Source organism: Myxococcus virescens, from assembly GCF_900101905.1.
GTDB classification, from domain to species: Bacteria; Myxococcota; Myxococcia; order Myxococcales; family Myxococcaceae; genus Myxococcus; species Myxococcus virescens.
The window spans coordinates 169,387-189,414 of the sequence record NZ_FNAJ01000015.1; the positions used below are offsets into that span (position 1 = coordinate 169,387).

Sequence of the window (20,028 nt, forward strand, 5' to 3'; positions counted from 1 at the left end):
ATGTTGTTGGAACTGTCCGCCGTGGAGGCGCGCGACGTGAAGCAAGCGCTGGACACAGCGCTGCGCGCGCTCTTGGAAGAGATGGCCCATGCGGACCCGCGCGCCCATCGCGACCTGCTGCGCGAGCGATATGAGCGGCTGGACCAACTCAACCGCCGGCTCGACATGAGCCTGGAGGGAGAACAGGTCTACGCCTGAGGCCCGCTACAGGGCCCGGCCCGACTTCGCGTCGAAGCGCCGCGGCTTCGCCGCGTCATACCGCAGCCACACCGGAGCGCCCGTGGGCACACGGAAGTCTCCGGCGGCGCGCGCCACCATGCGCTCCCCGGCCACGTCCACTGTCACCCAGCTCTCCGCGCCCATGAGCTCCACCAGGTACACGCGGCCCTCCAGCGCGCCTGGGGGCGGCGTGCCCTGCCCCACTTCCAGGTGCTCGGGACGCAGCCCCAACACCACGTCCGCGTCCGGCAGGCCCAGCGTCCGGGGCTTCACCAGGTTGATGCGCGGCGCGCCGAAGAAGCCCGCCACGAACAGGTTCGCTGGCGCGTCGTACAGCTCGCGCGGCGGAGCCACCTGCTGCACCTCCCCCTGGTTCATCACCACCACGCGGTCCGACAGCGTCATCGCCTCCGACTGGTCGTGGGTGACGTAGACGAAGGTGGCCTTGAGCTGCTCATGCAGCTTCTTGATTTCCCCCCGCATCTGCGTGCGCAGCGCCGCGTCCAGGTTGGACAGCGGTTCGTCGAAGAGGAACACCTTGGGTCGCCGCACCAGCGCGCGCCCCAATGCCACGCGCTGCCGCTGGCCTCCCGACAGCTCCTTCGGCTTGCGCGACAGCAGGCCCTCCAGCCCCAGCAGCGAGGCCACCTCGCGCACGCGCGCGTCGATGTCCGCCTTCGCCATCCCCGCCACCTTCAGCGGAAATGCGAGGTTCCGCACCACGTCCAGGTGCGGATAGAGCGCGTAGCTCTGGAACACCATGGCGATGTCCCGCTCCCGCGGTGACATGTCATTCACCACCGCGCCATCGATGCGCAGCGTGCCGCCCGACATCTCCTCCAGCCCGGCGATGAGGTTCAGCGTCGTGGACTTGCCGCAGCCTGACGGGCCCACCAGCGAGATGAACTCGCCGTCCGCGATGTCCAGGCTCACGCCCTTCACCGCGACCACGCCGCCCCGGTACACCTTGCGCACGTCCTCCAGGGACACTGTCGCCAAACGCCTTGCCTCCCGGGCGCCCGGCCTCTGGACGCCCCATGTGTCATTCCGCCTCACCCACGGGCCTCGCAGCATCGCGCCCTCCGCGCCCAGGGCAAGCCTCATGGCGAGGGGCCGCCCCGCCTCTGACCGCCATTCCACACCGGGATGGAAGCCGGGCGGCCGGGCGCCCCTTCCCCGCGCCAGGCAGCCGCTTCCTGGAGGCGGAAGGCGGCGGACGCGCACTATGTTCGCGCGGCCATGAGTCCCTCGAGCCCACCGTCCTCCCGCAAGCTGGCCATCGAAGTGCGGGACCTCCACAAGTCCTTCGGAGACCAGCACGCGCTGCGGGGGGTGAACCTGGAAGTGCCAGAGGGCACCACCTGCGTGCTGATGGGCGTGTCCGGGTCGGGCAAGACGGTGCTGATGAAGCACATCATGGGCCTCTTGCAACCGGACCGGGGCACCGTCCTGGTGGATGGCGAGGACATCGCGCGGATGAACGAGGCCGCGCTCGACCAGATGCGCCGCAAGCAGGGCATCCTCTTCCAGGCGAACGCCCTCTTCGACTCGCTCACCGTGTTCGACAACGTGGCCTTCCCCCTGCGCGAGCGCACCCGCATGCCCGAGGCGGAAATCGCCGAGACGGTGAACAAGACGCTGGAGCGCGTGGGCCTGTCGCACGCGACGCAGCGCTTCCCTGGCGAGCTGTCCGGCGGCATGCAGAAGCGCGTGGGCTTCGCGCGCGCCACCATCCTCCAGCCGAAGATTCTCCTCTACGACGACCCCACCGCCGGGTTGGATCCGCTCACCACCGCGGCGGTGAATGAAATCATCACCACCGGCAAGCAGCAGCTCGGCGCCACCTCGCTGGTGATTACGCCGGACGTGGCCTCCGCCTTTGGCATGGCGGACCACCTGGCCCTGATGCACGAAGGCCGCATCGTGGAGTACGGCCCGCCAGACGCCTTCCGTGAGTCACAGCACCCCGCGGTGATGGCCTTCCTCCGCAACTGGCTCCGGCGCCGCGCCCAGAACAAGCGCGCGGCCCAGGCCTGAGGCGGCGCGCACCCGGAACGCGCGTTGCAAACAGTCCGGTCCACCGCGCGAGTGCGGCCCGACGACCACGATGCTTCCCCCATCCCCTTCGCCCCTCGTGGCACCCCGGACACGGCGCGGCCTGCTGGCCACCCTCGCCGTGCTCCTGTCGTGCAGCACGCCCACGCCGCCGCCGGAGCCTCCACGGGTGGTGCTCTGGGCCTGGGAGCGGCCGGAGGACCTCCGCTTCCTCGCGCGGACGGGGCGCCCGGTCAGCGTGGCCTTCCTGCGCGCCACGCTCGCGCTCACGGAGACGGAGGTGCGCGAACACCCGCGCCGGCAGCCGCTCCACGTTCCGCCCGGGACACCCCTGAGGGCCACGGTGCGGATGGAAGCCCATCCGGGCGCGTCGCTCGCGAAGTACCCGCCCGAGCGACTGCACGCGCTGGCGGACCGACTCGCCACGCTGGCGCGCCTTCCGGAGCTGACGGCGCTCCAGATTGACTTCGATGCCCGCGCGTCCGAATACGACGCCTACGTCGCGCTGCTCCAGGCGCTCCGTCAGAAGCTGCCCCCATCGATGGCGCTGTCCATCACCGGTCTCGCCTCATGGTGCACGCCCGGAAGCTGGCTGACGCACGCGCCCGTGGACGAAGTGGTGCCCCAGCTCTTCCGCATGGGCCCGGAGGCTCCCACGTGGCGCGCCCGCTTCGCGCGCGGACTGCCCGCCCCTTGCCGGGGCAGCGTGGGGCTGGCGCTCGATGAGTGGCAGTCCGTGCCCCCTGGCGTCTCCACCCTCTATGTCTTCAACCCCCGCCCCTGGACGCCCGAGGCGTTCACGCGCGCGGTCGCGGAGCTCCATCCATGAAGAAGCTGCTCATCACCGTCACCAGCGGCCTCGCGTTCCTGCTCACCCCCACCGAAGCGCGGGCGTGTGCCTACGACTCCGCCGGGGCCGTGTTCGTCACCAGCAGCCATCCCGACTGGCCGCTCTCCACCTTCGCGGCCGGGCGGCTGGGCGTGGTGCATGGCTCGATGCGCACCGCCTACCTCGCGTTCGCCTACCGGACGATGATGGGCATTCCCACCACGCCCGAGGAGCAACAGCCCCTGGTGACGCGCTGGGAGCTCATGCACCAGGCGTTGCCGGAGCACCTCTCCCTGACACCAGGCTTCCAGCGCTGGCTGGCGGTACGGAAGCAGGTGGCGCCTCAGCTCCCAGAAGCCTCGCCCGAGCATTCCCGGCAGGTGAGATACGCACAGGTCCCCCGCATCCAGGGTGACGCGTTCCAGCGCGCCGCGAACACCGCCACCGACCTGGCCCAGGCGTGGAAGAAGCACCCCGCGCTGGTGGAGGAGTGGGTGCGCAACCAGGACACCGTCTTCGGCCCGTGCGCCATCCTGCCGGAGCCCGACCCGCGGCTGGATGACGGCGTGAGCGCGCAGCACCAGGCCCGCCGGCGAGACGAGCGCGCCTACCAGGAGGCCGCCTCGCGCTTCTACTGCGACGACTATCCCGGCGCCCTGTCCTCGTTCCAGAAGCTCGCTGCGTCGCAGGAATCACCCTACCGGGCGCTCGCCGCCTACCTCGTGGCGCGCACCCATGTCCGGCAGGCGCTGATGGAGAAGAAAGGTGAGTATCACTTCGAGTCGCGGGAAGACGCCGTCTTCCTCTCGCGGCTGGGCGAGGCGGACCGGGTGCTCGATGGCGTGCTCGCCTCCCCGGAGCTGCGGAGCGTCCATGCGCCCGCGCGCGGCTTGCGGAGCCTGGTGCGCTACCGGCTGCGACCCAAGACCTGGCACTGTGAGCTGCTGTCGCACGTGCTCGAACCCGGGACGGGCACCGCCCTCGCCTCGGAGCTGGGCGACCTCGACCTGATGTTGCGAGAAGCGAGCACCTGCGAGGGCCTCCCCGCGCCCGCCGAGGCGCTCCAGGCGTGGCTCCACGCCATGAAGGACACGCCCTACAGCGCGGCGCCCGATGCGGAGCGCCGCGCGCAATACGACGGAGCCCTGGCCCGCTGGAAGAAGACGGCGCACATGCCGTGGCTCGTCGCCGCGCTGGCCAAGGCGACGCCGGACGCTCCGGGCGTGCCGGAGCTGCTCGCCGCCTCCGCGAAGGTCGCGCCCACGTCTCCCGCCGGCCTGACGGTGGCGTACCATGCCGCGCGGCTGCTGCATGGCCGAGGCGAGGTGGAGGCGGCGCGGGCGCGGCTCGCGACGGTGCCCGCCGAGCTGACCCGGGACCTGCCCTCCACGGACAACCTGCTGCGCGAGGAGCGGCTCGCGGTGGCCAGAGACCCGGACGAGGCCATGCGGGAAGCGGTCAACATCATCGCCGACTATGAAATGAGCAGCAGCTACTCCGAGCCCTACACCACGCCGCTGGCCGAACGGCCCCGGCTCTTCAGCCCGCGCGCCGTGGCCATGCTGGAGCCCCGGCTGACGGCGAAGCGCATGGGTGAGCTGGCGGCGGGGGACATCCTGCCTCCCGCCCTTCGACGGCAGCTCATGTGGACCGCCTTCGCGCGCGCCACCGTCGCGGGTGACGACGCGACGATTCAGGCCGTGGCGAAGCGCCTGGCGGCGACGGAGCCCAAGGCGAAGGCGGAGCTGCTGGCGCTCGCCGGCAAGCCCACGCCCGAGGAGCGTCAGTTCGAGGCCCAGCTGCTCCTCATGGGACTGCCCGCCGTCTCCGCTCGGCTCAACGCGGGCGAGGACCGGCTGGCGAACACCCATCCCAACCTCAGCCTCACCATGGATATGTCCTACCAGCGCAACTGGTGGTGCGGTCCGAAGCCGGACGCGAGCGTGCCCCCCGTGCACTTCGAGGACACGCCCGACGCACCGGACGCGGCGCGGGAGTGGAAGGCCCTCCAGGACGCGGGCAACTCGGTGCCCTACTTCGCCCGCGTCGCCATGGCCTGGGCCCAGGCCCACCCGGATGACCCGCGCTCGCCCATCGCCCTGTTCCGCGCGGTCCGCGCCAGCAAGCGCGGCTGCGGACAGGCCACGCGCGAGGCACGCGAGGCCTTCCGCTATCTCCACAAGCACTACGGCAAGACGAGCTGGGCGAAGCGCACGCCCTACGTGTACTGACGTCCCGCCTACAGCACGCGCTGGGTGGCGTGGCGGATGCGGTCGGGCTGAGAGGCTGTGCGTTTGCGCTCGAATGGCACGCGTGGTGTAGCCTCCCGGACAACGGGAGTACACGTGTCCATGCAATCACAAGGCAACAAGGTTCTTCGTACGGTGACGGTGGTCCTCGCGGTCGTCCTGCTGGGTTTCGTGGTGCTGACGGCGGCTGGAACCTTCTTCGGTGGGACCAAGATCCGCCCGCTGTTCGGCATGCCGGAGGGCGGCCTGCACGCCCTCGACGCCGGTGACGCGGCGCCCCCGGCCACGCCGTGATGAGCCTGGAGGTCCTAGGCGGGGGGGCCGCGATTTCCTTCGGGGTGCTCGCGTGTGTCTTCTGGCCGTTGGAGAAGGCCTGGGCCGCGCGGCCAGGACAGCCGCTGCTGCGCCCTGCCTTCCGCACCGACCTCGCCTACTTCGTGGCGCAATACCTGGTGCTCGCGCCGCTGGCGCTGCTGATGCTGAGCCACGTGCAGGCGCTCTTGCACCTGGACCTGCTGTCGGGGCTCCAGGCCGCCGTGGCACGCCAGCCCTGGTGGCTTCAGGCACTCGAAGCGGTGGTGCTCTGCGACCTGCTCGTCTACGGCTTCCACCGACTGTCACACCAGGTGGACTTCCTCTGGCGCTTCCACGCCGTCCACCACTCGGCCGAGCACCTCGACTGGCTCGCCGCGCACCGCGAGCACCCCGTGGACGGACTGCTCACGCAGTTGGTGGTGAACCTCCCCGCGATGCTGATGGGCTTTCCGCTCGAGACGCTGGCGATGCTCATCGCCTTCCGCGGGCTGTGGGCCATCTTCATCCACTCCAACGTCCGGCTGCCGCTGGGGCCGCTGGGCTTCCTCTTCGGCGCGCCCGAACTGCACCACTGGCACCACGCGCGCGAACGGCACACGCGGCACAACTTCGGCAACCTCGCGCCGTGGACGGATTGGCTCTTCGGCACCTACCACCGGCCCACCGGGCCCGAGCAGTATCCGCTCGGGCTCGTGGAGCCGTTTCCCCGGCGCTTCTGGGCCCAGCTCCTCTCGCCCGTGACGCGGGCGACTGACAGCAGGAATACGCCACGCTGAGCTGGGATTCGCGTTCCCGCTGGCGGCAATCCGTCACACCGCCCTGGAGGTCCGCGTCTCTGATTGCGCGTCCAGGAATGTCCCCAAGGTGGCATTGACGAGCGCGGGCTCCTCCACGGTGGAGGAGTGCCCTCCGCGCGGCAGGGTCACCAGGCGTGAGCCGGGGATGAGCCGGTGCAGGCGCTGCGCCTTGGCGGGGACGGTGGCCGTGTCCTCGGCGCCGACGACGACGAGCGTGGGCACGCGGATGTGTGGGATTTCGTGGGCCACGCCGCGCCGCTCGATGACGCCGTTGACGGCGCGCCAGATGTCGCGGCGGTTCTCCATGAGGCGCGTGCGCCAGCGGCTGCGCTCCTCGGCCCGGTTGGGGTCCGTCATGAAGCTGCGGCCGAACATGATGCGCATCACCGGGTCCGCCACCGGGCGCAGGCCCGCCAGGCGCGCGGTGAGGTTGAGCAGCGTGTAGCGCGGCACGTTGTGAAGGGGCTCCGGGTCGGCGGACGTCTCCATCAGCACCAGCGAGCGCAGCAGGTCCGGCCGCCGCGCGGCGATGCGCATGCCAACGAAGCCGCCCATGGACAGGCCCACGAAGTGACAGGGCCCCACGCCCAGCCGCTCGATGAGCGCCACCGCGTCCAGGTACACCGTCTCCATGTCGATGACGCGCGCCGGAGGCACGGCGCTCTGGCCCTGGCCCCGGTGGTCATAGGCGATGCAGCGGTAACGTCCGCACAGCGCTTCCACTTGCGGATCGAAGAGGCGACAGCTCCACAGCAAGCCGTGGCTGAAGACGATGGGCACGCCCGTGCCACCCGAGTCCTCGTAGTACAGCTCCGTTCTGTTGACGGTCAGCATCGGCATGCGCGGCACCCTCCCCGGCTGGCGAGGATAGGCGAGCGACACGCGCGGACGGGTACTCCTCTTCGTGGAGCCGTTGGCCGGCTGACGTCCCGCTGCCCTCGGGGCCCACGCGACTGGCTACCAGAGACCCTTGGCTTGAAGCAGCTCGCCCACGCGGCGGGGCTCGGCGCGCCAGGCGGTGAAGAAGTCCTCAGCGGCGTCGGGGGACAGGTTCTCCCAGACGAGGCGGCCGGTGTCCTCCTCGCGGCGGCAGCGCACGAAGGTGGAGCGCACCTGTTCGGGCGAGTCGAAGGAGAGGCTGTCGAGCAGCTCCGGGCTCTGGCTGGTGAGCAGGGCCTGCCGGGGTTCGAGCTGTTCGAGGATGGCGCGGACCTGCCGGGGGTGGAAGGCGTGCGCGATCTCATCCGCGATGACGACGGCGCGGGCGTGGGCCAGGTAGTGGAGGAAGGCCACCAGGCGCTTCTGGCCGTAGCCGAGCTGCCGGGCGGAGAGGCGCTGGCCGGCGGCGGTGACGAAGCAGAGGTCCAGGTTTCCCAGGGACAGCGTTTCGTATTTGCCCTGGGGTTGGGTCTCCAGCGGGGACAGGAGCGCCTCCGCGGACGCGAAGCCGAGGAGCCGGGCGGCGTCACGGAGGAAGGGGACGTTCTCCGAGGACAGCACGTAGCGGGAGGCGCCCCACTGCGCGGCGGCGACCTTGCGCAGGCCGTCGAGCAGGTCTTCCGAGGCCACGCCCGTGCCCGTCGCGAGCACGCCCTCCGTGCGGCGGGAGAGCCGCAGCTCGGCATGCCAGAGCTGGTCGAAGTGGGCGAGCCCCTCGTCGAAGCGGCGGAGGTCGGCCTGGGCGGAGACCTCGCGCGCCATGGCGAGCATCGGCTCCACGGCGGCGGTGCCCTCGCCCGTCTTCTCCACCCAGGCGATGCCGCCCGTCATCAAGACGAGCCAGAGCCGGCCACCGACTTCGGGAGCGATGCGCTCATGCACGACGTCGGTGGTGTCGTCCTCGCGGGAGACGCGGAGCTGCTGGCCTTCGCGGTGGATGACCAGCGGCCAGGCCATGTCGCGCGGGGCCACGGTGATGTCCATGGACAGGCCGCTCGTGCCTTCCGCGCCCGAGGGCACGTTGCGCACGCGCACGGTGATGCGTCCGGTGTCCGCGGCCAGCGCATATTCGAGGTCGAACGCCTCATGCCGCAGCGGCGTGAAGTCCGAGCTGACCACGGCGGCGGCGAGGTCCAACAGCGTGGACTTCCCGGTGCCGTTCTCCCCGAGCAGCACGTTGAGGGACGGGCTGAAGAGCAACCGCGTCCCGGGCTTCACGGAGCGGAACTGGTGGACCTGGAGCCACTGGAGCTTGAGCATCAACCGGAAGACTGGCTCCCTGGACGCTTCAGCGTCAACTCGCGCCGCACGGCGGCACGGCCCCCCGGGACTCCCAGATGGGCCGGCGCTTGTCCACCCACGCGAAGACCTTGTTGGACCAGAAGCTGGCCATCGTCAGCGTCACGCAGTCGCCCGTATCGACATGGACGATGTCCCACTGGTCCGCGTTATTCCGACTCCGGGTGTCGAAGCCCAGCCGGTGCTGGCCGTCGAACGTGGCGAAATGCACGAAGCCACCCACCGGAACCCACTGCGAACAGGGCAGGACGCTCAGCGCGGGCTCCCGCACGACGAGTCCATCATGCGCGCGCCAGAAGAGCTCGACCTGGAATGGAAGCGGTCCGCCGAGCCGCTCCGAGAGCGCCTGGAGTGCCTCGGTTGAAGCGGGTGGGTGGAAGACCACCTCCAGCCCACGAGAGGCGCTCCGCTTGTCGAGGGCACGGCGAAACTCTTCCACTCTCATTCCGACTCCATGGCAGCGGTGGAAGGGCGCAGGGATGCGCCATCCATGAGGGTGCTGTGATGCAGCGACACGGGGCGCCCAGTCTAGCGCCTTGGCATCTACACCGGCCCCGGTGGAGCCTGCATCTTCCCCTGCGACTGAGATGACTGCGGAGAACGGGCCGGACACCGACCTGTACAACCACGCGGGCGGGCGGCGGGCCTATCCTGGGCCCCTCGTTCGACATGACCGCCAACCTCGACTGCGAGCGCGTCAACGCGCGAGGCTTCGCGGGCGTGCTGACCCCAGCGCCACTTTCGGCCGGTGGCAGGACCACCCTCGCGCCCAGCCTCCCGGGAACGGACGCACGCCCCCTCACGGGGATGCTGCGCTTCGACGACGACTGGGACGCGGAGCGCTGAGCTGTTGTCCAAGCCCGCGCAGTCGCATCGCCCCCGGAGGCCGTGCATGACAGCAGCCCCGCCCCACGGGCTGCCTGTCCTGCCCTGCTTCATGCACTGACACGCAGCCCCGTCCCTTTTTCTGTCCACCAGACGCAAGGCAGCCCCACCAGCCGTGGTGGCTGGGCAACGCGCTTCCTACCTGTGCGCGCGCTCCCATGAATGCCCTGCTGCTCGCAGCCCTGCTGTCCCACGCCTCCAGCCTCCTGCTGGCCCAGGCGGGCCCCGGCACCGACGCGGGCGTGGAGCCCCCCGCGGCCCGCGCTCCCGCCCTCTCCCCGGAGACACCCGAACCACCGCGGTTCCCAGTGTCAGACCCACTGCTGAAGCCCATTCCCCCAGCCGACATGCAGGTGGCGACCTGGGAAGAGGCGCTGCAACTGCTGCGTCAACGCTCCACCCGCCTGTACACCGCGCTCGCCCAGGTGGAGGCCGCGGCGGGCGTGCAGCGAATCGCCCTGGCCGCGTTGCTGCCCACGCTCATCGGCACCGTCTCCGTCCAGTCCAACGTGCTCAATCCCGACGCGACGCCGCTCCTGGGTGGTGGCGGTGGTGGCGGCGGAGCGGGAGGCGGAATCGGCGGGGGCATTGGCGGCGACGTCGGAGGCGCCCAGTCCCCGGGCCTCACCCGCCCGCCTTTCCTGGGACTGCTGAACGCCACCCAGCCCCTGTTCAACCTCTCGTCCATCATCGCGCTGGGCACCGCCCGCGAGGCCCGACGCACCGCCAACCTATCGCTGGCGGAGACGCGGCGCCAGCTCACCAGCGCACTGGCCCAGTCACTGGTGCTCGTCGCCGCGCAGGAGCGGATGGCCGAGGTCAACCGCGTCAACCTGCGCACCGCCCTGGAGCGGCTGGCCCTCACGGAGCGCCGCTTCGAACTGGGCGCGGGCACGCGGCTGGACGTCGTGCGCGTGCAGCAGGACACGGAGACGGCGCGCAACCTCGTCGTCCTGGGTGACGAGACCCTGCGCAAGGCCCGTGAAACGCTGGGACTGGTGCTGGGCATTCCTCGAGGCGTGGGCCTGGCCCGGGGCGTCCAGTTGGAGACCCTGCTCCAGCAATCGCGGCGTGACTGCCAGCAACTGGAGTCGCTCGACCGGCGCGCGGACATCGCGGTGGCGCGCTCGCGGCGCACGCTGGCCGAGCGGCAGGTGTCGGAAGTGAAGGCGCGTTATGCCCCGACGCTCGCGCTGACCAGCACCACCCTGGCCCTCACCGTGGAAGAGGGCTTCGTGACGGTGCCGGTGTGGAACATCGGCGCCAGCCTGGTGCTGCCCTTCTGGGATGGCGGCGCACGAGAGGGCCAACTGCGGCAGACGCGCGCGGGCGTGGAGGTGGCGAAGCAGGGGCTGGTGGAGCTGGAGCGCACCGCTTCGGTGGAGGTGCTGCAGGCACGGCGCGCCGTACAGGTGGCGGAGGCGGCCACGCGCATCGCGGGCCGGGGACGCGCCCTGGCCGAGGAGAACGACCGGCTCACCCGGCGCAGCTTCGAGGTGGGAACGGGGACCAGCCTGGAGCTCATCCAGACAGCGTCGGACCTCCGCCAAGCGGAGCTGCTGCTGGTGGTGCGCGAGTTCGAGCTGGAGCAGGCGAGGGTCGCGGCGTTTCTCACGGAGGCGGCATGCGATTGGTGAGGACGTGGAGCACGGGACTCGCCGTTCTGCTCCTCGTGGGCTGCCGCTCGCAGGGCGACGCAGGGCCGCAAGGAGGCCAGGCGGCCACGAACCAGCCCATGCCGGTGGAGGTGGAGCGCCTGGTCCCCGCCGAGGTGCGCGAGTCCAACGAGTACCTGGGTGCGCTCATCTCCCGCAGCAGCATCACCGTCTATCCGCAGGTCGCTGGCTACGTGAAGTCGATTCCACTCAAGCCGGGAGCACGCGTCGAACAGGGTGAAGTGCTGCTCGTGGTGGATCCCCGACGAGAAAGCGCGGGCCTGCGCGCCACCCAGGCGCAGCAAGCCGCCGCCATGGCGCAGCGAGCGTACGCCCAACAGACGCGCAAGCGCAGTGAGCAGTTGCTGAAGGAGGGACTCCAGAGCCGCCAGGATTATGACCAGGCGGTGGCGCAGGCACTGCAAGCCGAGGCCAGCGCGCGCGCCATCGAAGCCCAGGTGCAGGCCCAGGAGGTCCAGCTCGGCTTCTACGAGGTGAGCGCGCCCTTCGCCGGCATCGTGGGCGACTACCCGGTGAACGTGGGCGACTTCGTGACGCAGCAGACGGCCCTCACCACGTTGGACCAGAGCAACACGTTGGAGCTGTCCGTCCAGATTCCCGTCGAGCGGGCAGGCACCGTCCGGGTGGGCACCACGCCAGTGGAGGTGTTGGACCCGGAGGGCCGGCTCGTGGTGTCCGCGCCGGTGTTCTTCGTAGCGCCCACGCCCAACGCCACCACGCAACTGGTGGAGATACGCAGCGTCTTCGAGAACACCGTGGGCCTGCGCGCGGGACAGTTCGTGCGCGCCCGGGTCGTCTATGCCACGCGGGAGGCCTTGCGCGTCCCGACCGCCGCCGTCACCCGCATCAGCAGTCAGTCCTTCGTCTTCGTGATGCGGGACTCCGACGCGGGCACCGTGGCGCAGCGGGCGCCGGTGAGCCTGGGACTCGTCTCTGGCAATGACTACGAGGTGACGGGCGGACTGGACGCGGGCACGCCCGTGGTGCTCAGCGGCATCCAGATGCTCCGCGATGGCCAGCCCATCCAACCCAAGGCCCCCTCGCGCAAGCCACCTCAGGGCGTAGGCGGCAGCGGGACCGACGGCGGCACCCCGCCGGAACAGTGAGGGGCCGCCATGTTCACCGACTTCTTCATCCGCCGTCCCGTCTTCGCCAGCGTGGTGTCCATCATCATCACCCTGGTGGGGGCCATCTCCATCCCCAACCTGCCCATCGAGCAGTACCCAGACCTGTCGTTGCCCGTGGTGCAGGTGACGGCGACGTACATCGGCGCCTCCGCGGAGACGGTGGAGAGCGCCGTCACCACCGTGCTGGAGCGGCAGCTCAACGGCGTGGAGGGCATGCGTTACATCTCCTCCACCAGCAGCAACACGGGCGTGAGCACCATCACCGTCACCTTCGACCCGGGACGGGACCTGGACATCGCCGCGGTGGACGTCCAGAACCGCGTGGCCACCGCGTCCGCGCAGCTTCCGGCCGCCGTCAACGCGCTGGGCGTCACCATCACCAAGGCCCAGACGCAGCTGCTCATGGCCTTCGGCTTGTTCGACGAGGAGAACCGTTACGAGACGGGCTTCCTCAGCAACTACGCGGACGTCTTCATCCGGGACGCGCTGCTGCGTGTGACGGGCGTGGGCGACGTGCGGATTTTCGGCGAGCGGCGCTTCGCCATGCGGCTGTGGCTGGACCCCTCGGAGCTGGCGCGGCGTGGGCTCGCCGCCACGGACGTGGTGAACGCCCTGCGTGCGCAGAACGTTCAAATCGGCGCGGGACAGGTGGGTCAGCAGCCAGCGCCGCCGGGACAGACGTACCAGTTCACGGTGCGCGTGCTGGGGCAGCTCACGTCCGCGGAGGAGTTCGGCAACATCGTGGTGCAGCAGGGGCCGGACGGCTCGCTGGTGCGGCTGAAGGACGTGGGCAGCGCGGAGCTGGGCGCGGAGAACTACGGGCAGCTTCTGCGCTTCAACGGCCGCGAGGCCGTGGGCCTGGGCATCTTCCAGCTCCCCGGCTCCAACGCGCTGGAGGTGCGCGACGGCGTCATCGCCGAGCTGGAGCGGCTGAAGGGCAACTTCCCGCCGGGCATGCGCTACCAGCGCGCCTTCGACACCACGGCGGCGGTGCAGGCCTCCATCGAGGAGGTGCTGGTGACGCTGGGCGAGGCCATCTTCCTGGTGGTGCTGGTCATCTTCATCTTCCTGCACGGCTGGCGCAGCGTGCTGGTGGTGGCCACCACGTTGCCCGTGTCGCTGGTAGGCACCTTCCTCTTCGTCAACGCGTTCGGCTTCTCCATCAACACGCTGACGCTCTTCGGCCTCACGCTGGCCACGGGCCTGGTGGTGGATGACGCCATCATCGTCATCGAGAACGTCGAGCGCACCATGGAGCAGGACAACGTGGGCCCTCGCGAAGCCACCCACCGGAGCATGAAGCAGGTGGCCGGCGCGCTGGTGGCCATTGCCCTGGTGCTGTCCGCGGTGTTCGTACCGGTGTCCTTCTTCCCCGGCACCACCGGCATCATCTACCGGCAGTTCGCCCTCACCCTGGCCTTCTCCATCAGCCTGTCCGCGCTGGTGGCGCTCACCCTGTCCCCCGCGCTGTGCGCCATCCTGCTGCGGCCCCACGAAGGCCAGAAGTGGAAGGTCTTCCGCATGTTCGACCGGGGGCTCGACGCGTTCCGCGACGCCTACGGCCGGATGTTGGCGAAGCTCATCGGACCGCTGCGCTGGCCGGTGGTCATCGCCTTCGTCGTGTGTCTGGCCGGCACCATCCTGGTGTACCGACTCACGCCCACGGGCTTCATCCCGGGCGAGGACCAGGGCTACCTCATCATCGCCGTGCAGGGACCGGAGGGCACGTCGCTGGACTACACGCGCAATGTGCTGCTCCAGGCGGAGGACGTGATGCGCCAGCAGCCGGAGGTCGCGGACATCTTCACCGTGGGCGGCTTCTCCCTGCTGGGCACGGGCGTCAACTACGGCACCCTCTTCGTCAACCTGCACCCGTGGGACGAGCGCAAGCGCACGGAGCAGAGCGTGGCGGGACTGGTGGAGCGCCTGCGACGCCCGCTGATGGCCCTTGGCGGCGCGCGCGTGTTGCCCTTCGAGCCCCCCGCCATCCGCGGCGTGGGCAGCGTGGGCGGCTTCGAGTTCGTGCTGGAGGACCAGCAAGGCGGCCGAACGCTCGCTCAGCTCGCGCAGACGACGGACATGTTGGTGGGCGCGGCCAGCCAGGCCCCAGGCCTGCGCGGCGTCTTCTCCTCCTACACCGCGAACACGCCGCTCCTGGACGTGCAGGTGGACCGGGAGAAGGCCCTGGCGATGGGCGTCCCGCTGGATGGCGTCTTCTCCACGCTGCAAGTCTACCTGGGCAGCCAGTACGTGAATGACTTCACCTTCGCCAGCCGCGTGTACCGCGTGTACGTGCAGGCCGCCGTGCCGTTCCGCAACGAGCCGCGCGACATCGACGCGCTCTACGTCCGCTCCGCGAAGGGTGAGATGGTGCCGCTGGAGTCGCTGGTGCAGGTGCGGCCCATCACCAGCGCGCAGAACATCCAGCACTACAACCTGTACCGCTCGGCGACCATCAACGGGCAGGCCGCGCCGGGCTCCAGCTCCGGGCAGGCCCTGGACACGATGGAGGCGGTGGCGCGCAAGACGTTGCCCGTGGGCTACACCTTCGAATGGACGGGCCTGTCCCAAGAGCAGAAGGAGGCGGGCCGCAGCGTGCTGGTCATCTTCGGGCTGGGCGTCGTCTTCGTCTTCCTGGTGCTGTCCGCGCAGTATGAGAGCTTCGCCCTGCCCCTCATCATCCTCCTGGGCGTCCCCGTGGCCATGCTGGGCGCGCTGGGGCTGCAGAACTTGCGCGGCCTCCAGAACGACGTGTTCTGCCAGGTCGGGCTCGTCATGCTGGTGGGGCTGGCCAGCAAGAACGCCATCCTCATCGTCGAGTTCGCCGAGCAGCTCCGCCACGAAGGCCGGAGCGTCGTGGACGCCGCTATTCACTCCGCCCAGACGCGCCTGCGGCCCATCCTGATGACGTCCTTCGCGTTCCTCATGGGCGTGGTGCCGCTGATGCTCGCCTCGGGGGCGGGGGCCTCCGCGCGCAAGTCCCTGGGCACCACCGTGTTCGGCGGCATGCTGCTGTCCACCTTCGTGAACCTCATCTTCATCCCCGTGCTGTACGTGGTGATGGAGGCCGCCAGGCTCCGCGTCCGCCGGCAGGGTGATGTCAACACGCCGCCGCCCACCATCCGCCCACCGGAGCCCCACGCACCCTGAGTGCTGGCCTGGGGCCTGGGGGCCCCCCGGATGCCCCGCCGGAGGGGCTTCGTTATTCTGCGGGGTGCCATGTCTCACTTCCCGTCACTCGATGACCGGCGGCGCCAGCGGCTGTATGCGCTCAAACGTGCGCCCGGGCTCCGGCACCATGGCAACACCGCGCTGCTCCAACTGCTGGGCAAGGGGCAGGACGTGTCCTGGGCTCGCGGCGAGGTGCTGTGCCGGGAAGGCGAGCCTCCCGAGGGCTTCGCCCTCCTCCTGGAGGGCGAGTTGGAGGTCATGCGTGGTGACGCGCTCCTGATGACGCTCCAGCCCGGCACGCCCCTGGGACTGGAGGCGCTGTCGAGCGGCAGCAATGCCTTCACCATCCGCGCGACGACGGACTCCGAGGGTCTCTTCTTTCCAAAGGACGCTGTCGCGAGCCTGCTGCACGCGCCCACCGGCGTGCAGGAGCGGCCCCATCCGCCAGCGGAGGTCATCGCCTTCGAGAGCGACGTGCGCGGCGCGCCCCTGTCCACCCTCATCGAGTTGGTGGCGAAGGTCATCCACCGTGACTTCGGCGACCGCGTGCTGCTGCTCCGGAGCGCACCGGGCGGGAATGACGCGCCCGTCACGAAGGGGGCGGATGGCGTCCTGCGCGCCACGCTGCCTCCCGCCGAAGCGGGCGGTCCCGGCCTGCTGACCCTAGCGGTGCTCCAGCGGCTCACGGCCGAGCACGGCCTCCACTACGTCCTGCTCGACGGCTGCGGCGTGGTGGACGTCGGGATGCTGGGCAAGACAGCGCGGCTGGTGACGACGCTGGACGCGCGGCAGACGTCGGCCCCTCGCGTGCTCCCCACCGTGGTGGTGGGTCCTCGCCGTGCGTCACGCGCATCAGCGCTGAGTGGCCAGTCCCTGCATCCCCAGTGGCTGCCGCCCTGCCCCTTACGGTTGAGCCTGGACAGGATGGCGCGGGTGCTCGTGGATGACCGTCCGCTGGACGCCACGGTGCTGAGCCCCGCCGAGCGGGACGCACTCTCCCGCTGGGCCCGGGCCCTCACCCACCGGCGCGTGGGCCTGGCGCTCAGTGGCGGTGGGGTGTGGGGCTTCTACCACGTCCACATCCTGCGCTGGCTGGTGAGCCAGGGCGTGCCCATCGACATCGTCAGCGGCGCCAGCATGGGCTCGCTGGTGGGCGCGTACTTCTGCGGCAGCGCGCTGGATGGGCACGACGGACTGGATGGACTGCGACGGCTGGAGGAGCGGGCCATGAACCGGCAGCTCACCCTGGCCGCCACGGCCGCCATCGTGACCACGTATTCGCTGGAGCGCTTCGTGGAGCAGGACCTGGGCCGGCTCTGTCTGGAGGAGCTGGCCATCCGCTTCCTGCCTGTCACGACGGACCTGACGAGCGGAGACTGCGTGGCGCTGGAGCAGGGGCCGGTGGCCCTGGGAGTGCGCGCCAGCGGCTCGGCGCCGGGTATCTGGGGCCCCACGGTGGTGCCTCCCGCGCGGTACGTGGACGGCGCCTTCACCAGCATGGTGCCCGCGCACGTGCTGTTGAACGCGGGCGCGGACGTCATCTTCTCCAGCAACATCTTCCCCTTCGGCGTCCGGCACGCGTCCCCCCGGCGGCAGTCCGGCCTGGGGCGCTTCCTGGCGGGGCTCAATCCGGTGGCCCGCGCGCTGGACCTGGCGGCCAGCGGCGTGCTGCTATTGCACCGCAGTGGTGACGTGGAGAGCCTGCTCGCGGACGTCCGCTACGACATCCAATCCGCGGAGGCACCGCTGCTGACCGCCATGGAGTTCACCAAGGCCCGGGACATCCTCGGACGGGCGGCGGCGGATGCATCGCTCGCGAAGCGGCTGGAGGAGATGAAGCAGCACTGGCTCCAGGTCAAAGCCCGGGGTGTCCGTGCCCACGCGCATCCAGGAGGACAGCAAGCCGCATGATTCCCGTTCGCATCCTGGGCACCGCCAGTGTCCTTCCCGGCCCCGCCGTGACGACCGCGGAGCTGTGCGCGCGCGTGGGACGTGACGCGGCGGAGGTGACACGGAAGACAGGCATCCTCACCCGCCACTTCGCGCCACCGGGGACGAAGGCGGCGGACGTGGCGGCGCAGGCGCTGCGGGGCGCGCTGGACGCGGCGGGACTGGAGGCCCGGGCCCTGCGCCGAATCCTCTGCGTCACCTCCATGGGCGGCGACGTCACCACGCCCGCCACCGCCAACCGCGTGGCAGCGGCGCTGGGCCTGTCGGGGAGCTGCGACGCGATGGACCTGAGCAACGCCTGCATGGGATTCCTGAGCGCCTTCGACCTGGCGGCGCGCTCGGTGGCCACCGGGCTGGGACCGGTGGGCATCGTGTCGGTGGAGCTGCTGTCGCGCACCACCACGCCCGAGGAGCCCCGCCCCTACCTGGTGCTGGGCGACGCCGCCGCGGCCGCAGTGATGGGCACGGGCCGTTCGGGAGAAGGCGTCCTGGGCGTGGCCCTGGGCAATGACGGCACGCTGCCCACGGACGTGGTGCTGGAGAACCCGACGGCCACCGGCAAGCTGGAGCAGATGCGCTTCCTGACGCCCAGCCAGGAGATGACCCGCGTCGCGTTGGACGCGCTGGTGCGGGCGGCGCGCGCGGCGTTGGACGAGGCGGGCGTGGCCCTGCGGGACGTCGAGTGGGTACTCACGCACCAGCCGAATGGAAGCATGCTGGAGGCCATCCTCCAGGCGCTGGAGGTGTCACCGGAACGGAGCGTGCGCGTGGTGGACACGGTGGGCAGCGTGGGCTCGGCCTCGCTGGGCACCAGTCTGGACCGGCTGCTGCGCACGCGTCCGGTGAAGCCAGGGCACCGCATCCTCCTGGTGGGCGTGGGCGCGGGCGTGGCTCACGGCGCGGTGCTGTACCAGGTGGGCGGATGAAACAGGCGGGCGGTTGGCCCCTGAGGGCCTGGCTGACCACGTTCCGGCTGCTGCGCCGGTATCACCGCTACGAGGTGGTGAACCTGGAGCCGCTGCTCCGTCCCGGCGCGAAGCTCATCGTCGGTTACCACGGGCGCCCCCTGGCCGTGGACCTGTGCATGCTGACGGTGACGCTCCACGAACGCCTGGGCTATCTGCCGCACGGCGTGGCGCACGGCGCGTTCGATTCGATTCCGGGCATGCGCGCGGTGGCGGACGGGCTGGGCTTCGTCACGGGGGATGACCCGCGGCTGGCGGAGGCGGTGGCACGCGGCGAGCATGTGTTGTTGCAGCCAGGAGGCACGCGCGAGGGCTGCCGTGGCTTCCGCCACCGCTACCGCGTCGACTGGGGTGAGCGCATGGGCTACCTGCGCCTGGCGGTGCGCTACCGGCTGCCGATTGTCCCCGTGGGCGGCAGCGGCATGGACGACGCGTACGTGGGCCTCAACGACGGGTACGCGCTGGGCCGGCGCGTGGGCATGCCCGCGCGGCTGCCGCTGTGGCTGGGCGTGGGTGCCACGGGCCTGTGGCCCTTGTCGCTTCCCTTCCCCGTGAAGATGACGCAGTGGGTGGGCGAGCCGCTGACGCGCCACCTGGAGCCAGGCTTCGACGCGGGCGACCGGGACGCGATGCGCGCGGTGCACCAGGACGTGGCGGATGCGGTGCAGGGGCTGCTCGACAGGGCTCGCGGCGTGGACAAGGGCAGCACCCGGAAGGCGGTGCAATGAGCGAAGGTGAAGGTTCCGAGGCGCGGGAGTGGGCGCTCATCCTGGGAGCTTCGTCTGGCACGGGCGCGGCCATCGCGGAGGCGGTGACTCGGAAGCCCGGGCTGAATGTCTTCGGTGTCCACCGGGGCCGGTACGCGGACGGCGCCACGCAGTTGGAGCAGCGGATTCGGGACGCCGGTGGACGCAGTGTGCTGTGGCAGGCGGATGCGTCTTCACCGGAGGCCGCGGAGGCGGGCGTGGCGGCGCTGCGGGAGGTCGCCGGGCCTCGGAGCGTGAAGCTCTTCGTGCATTCGATTGCGGGGGCCTCGGTGGGGCGGTTCCTGTCCGAGGGCGAGGACCGGCTGCACGCGCGGCGCATCCGCAGGACCTTCGACACGATGGCGCACTCGTTCGTCTTCTGGGTGCAGGCCCTGGTGAATGAAGACATGTTGGCGCCGGAGGCACGGCTCCTCGGTCTGCAGAACCCGCTGGATGAAACGCACCTGGGGAACACAGGGCTCATCAGCGCGTCGAAGGCGGCGCTGGAGATGTACGTGCGCTACCTGGCCATGGAGCTGGGACCGCGAGGACACCGCGTCAACCTGCTGAAGTTCGGCACGGTGATGACGCCCGCGCTGAAGCACGTGTACTCACCCGAAGCCCTGGCGCGCCTGGAGGCGGCCCACGCGAAGATGAATCCCGCGGGACGCATGGGCACCGTGGAGGACGTGGCCCGCTTCGTCACGGTGCTCGCCGGCGAGGAGGCGGGCTGGTTCAACGGAGCCACCATCGACTTCACTGGCGGGATGACACTGCGGCTGTTGGACCTGGTGCTGAATCCGTGA

The 20,028-nt window shown here is 70.5% G+C and carries 18 protein-coding genes; 14 read left to right on the top strand and 4 right to left on the bottom strand.

The window, feature by feature from the left end; all coding sequences use genetic code 11:
• The gene (locus BLU09_RS30980; RefSeq protein WP_090493897.1) at positions 1–198 is read left to right on the top strand and encodes a hypothetical protein; all 198 of its coding nucleotides are present in this window, start codon (positions 1–3) and stop codon (positions 196–198) included.
• Between the two features lie 6 nt (positions 199–204).
• Here the strand turns inward: BLU09_RS30980 and BLU09_RS30985 are convergent, their stop codons facing one another.
• On the bottom strand, positions 205–1,218 hold the full coding sequence (locus BLU09_RS30985) for an ABC transporter ATP-binding protein (RefSeq protein ID WP_090493899.1): 1,014 nt from the start codon (positions 1,216–1,218) through the stop codon (positions 205–207).
• A gap of 240 nt (positions 1,219–1,458) precedes the next feature.
• Between BLU09_RS30985 and BLU09_RS30990 the strand changes: the two genes are divergently transcribed.
• The 5 genes from BLU09_RS30990 (at position 1,459) to BLU09_RS31010 (ending at position 6,443) form a co-directional block, all read left to right on the top strand.
• Complete coding sequence (locus tag BLU09_RS30990; RefSeq protein WP_090493901.1) at positions 1,459–2,256, top strand: ABC transporter ATP-binding protein; 798 nt, start codon at positions 1,459–1,461, stop codon at positions 2,254–2,256.
• A gap of 70 nt (positions 2,257–2,326) precedes the next feature.
• Positions 2,327–3,103: a DUF3142 domain-containing protein gene (locus BLU09_RS30995; RefSeq protein ID WP_090493903.1), complete on the top strand. Its 777-nt coding sequence runs from the start codon at positions 2,327–2,329 to the stop codon at positions 3,101–3,103.
• Complete coding sequence (locus BLU09_RS31000; RefSeq protein ID WP_090493905.1) at positions 3,100–5,334, top strand: hypothetical protein; 2,235 nt, start codon at positions 3,100–3,102, stop codon at positions 5,332–5,334. The genes BLU09_RS30995 and BLU09_RS31000 overlap by 4 nt, the downstream gene beginning before the upstream one ends.
• Positions 5,335–5,454: 120 nt before the next feature.
• A complete protein-coding gene (locus BLU09_RS31005) occupies positions 5,455–5,646 on the top strand; it encodes a hypothetical protein (RefSeq protein ID WP_090493976.1) in 192 nt (63 codons plus the stop codon).
• Positions 5,646–6,443 (top strand): sterol desaturase family protein, encoded by a 798-nt coding sequence (locus BLU09_RS31010; protein WP_244172170.1) that lies wholly within the window; start codon positions 5,646–5,648, stop codon positions 6,441–6,443. Before BLU09_RS31005 ends, BLU09_RS31010 begins: the two co-directional genes overlap by 1 nt.
• Before the next feature lie 33 nt (positions 6,444–6,476).
• Here the strand turns inward: BLU09_RS31010 and BLU09_RS31015 are convergent, their stop codons facing one another.
• The 3 genes from BLU09_RS31015 to BLU09_RS39590 form a co-directional block, all read right to left on the bottom strand.
• Entirely contained in the window at positions 6,477–7,304 is an 828-nt protein-coding gene (locus BLU09_RS31015) for an alpha/beta fold hydrolase (RefSeq protein ID WP_090493910.1), read from the bottom strand.
• 117 nt (positions 7,305–7,421) lie between these two features.
• On the bottom strand, positions 7,422–8,663 hold the full coding sequence (locus tag BLU09_RS31020; RefSeq protein WP_090493912.1) for an AAA family ATPase: 1,242 nt from the start codon (positions 8,661–8,663) through the stop codon (positions 7,422–7,424).
• A 34-nt stretch (positions 8,664–8,697) separates the two neighbouring features.
• A complete protein-coding gene (locus tag BLU09_RS39590) occupies positions 8,698–9,147 on the bottom strand; it encodes an SMI1/KNR4 family protein (protein WP_244172171.1) in 450 nt (149 codons plus the stop codon).
• 224 nt (positions 9,148–9,371) lie between these two features.
• On the opposite strand from BLU09_RS39590, the gene BLU09_RS38940 reads away from it, so the two are divergent.
• The 8 genes from BLU09_RS38940 to BLU09_RS31060 all read left to right on the top strand — a co-directional run bounded on the left by BLU09_RS38940 (position 9,372) and on the right by BLU09_RS31060 (position 20,028).
• The gene (locus BLU09_RS38940) at positions 9,372–9,548 is read left to right on the top strand and encodes a hypothetical protein (RefSeq protein WP_167371192.1); all 177 of its coding nucleotides are present in this window, start codon (positions 9,372–9,374) and stop codon (positions 9,546–9,548) included.
• A 197-nt stretch (positions 9,549–9,745) separates the two neighbouring features.
• Positions 9,746–11,224, top strand: a complete 1,479-nt coding sequence (locus tag BLU09_RS31030) for a TolC family protein (RefSeq protein WP_090493914.1) — start codon at positions 9,746–9,748, stop codon at positions 11,222–11,224.
• On the top strand, positions 11,212–12,369 hold the full coding sequence (locus BLU09_RS31035; protein ID WP_090493916.1) for an efflux RND transporter periplasmic adaptor subunit: 1,158 nt from the start codon (positions 11,212–11,214) through the stop codon (positions 12,367–12,369). Before BLU09_RS31030 ends, BLU09_RS31035 begins: the two co-directional genes overlap by 13 nt.
• Before the next feature lie 9 nt (positions 12,370–12,378).
• On the top strand, positions 12,379–15,540 hold the full coding sequence (locus BLU09_RS31040; RefSeq protein ID WP_090493918.1) for an efflux RND transporter permease subunit: 3,162 nt from the start codon (positions 12,379–12,381) through the stop codon (positions 15,538–15,540).
• A 69-nt stretch (positions 15,541–15,609) separates the two neighbouring features.
• The gene (locus tag BLU09_RS31045) at positions 15,610–17,472 is read left to right on the top strand and encodes a patatin-like phospholipase family protein (protein ID WP_244172172.1); all 1,863 of its coding nucleotides are present in this window, start codon (positions 15,610–15,612) and stop codon (positions 17,470–17,472) included.
• On the top strand, positions 17,469–18,437 hold the full coding sequence (locus BLU09_RS31050; protein WP_090493922.1) for a 3-oxoacyl-ACP synthase III family protein: 969 nt from the start codon (positions 17,469–17,471) through the stop codon (positions 18,435–18,437). The genes BLU09_RS31045 and BLU09_RS31050 overlap by 4 nt, the downstream gene beginning before the upstream one ends.
• A complete protein-coding gene (locus BLU09_RS31055; RefSeq protein ID WP_090493924.1) occupies positions 18,434–19,204 on the top strand; it encodes a lysophospholipid acyltransferase family protein in 771 nt (256 codons plus the stop codon). The genes BLU09_RS31050 and BLU09_RS31055 overlap by 4 nt, the downstream gene beginning before the upstream one ends.
• Entirely contained in the window at positions 19,201–20,028 is an 828-nt protein-coding gene (locus BLU09_RS31060; RefSeq protein ID WP_090493926.1) for an SDR family NAD(P)-dependent oxidoreductase, read from the top strand. The genes BLU09_RS31055 and BLU09_RS31060 overlap by 4 nt, the downstream gene beginning before the upstream one ends.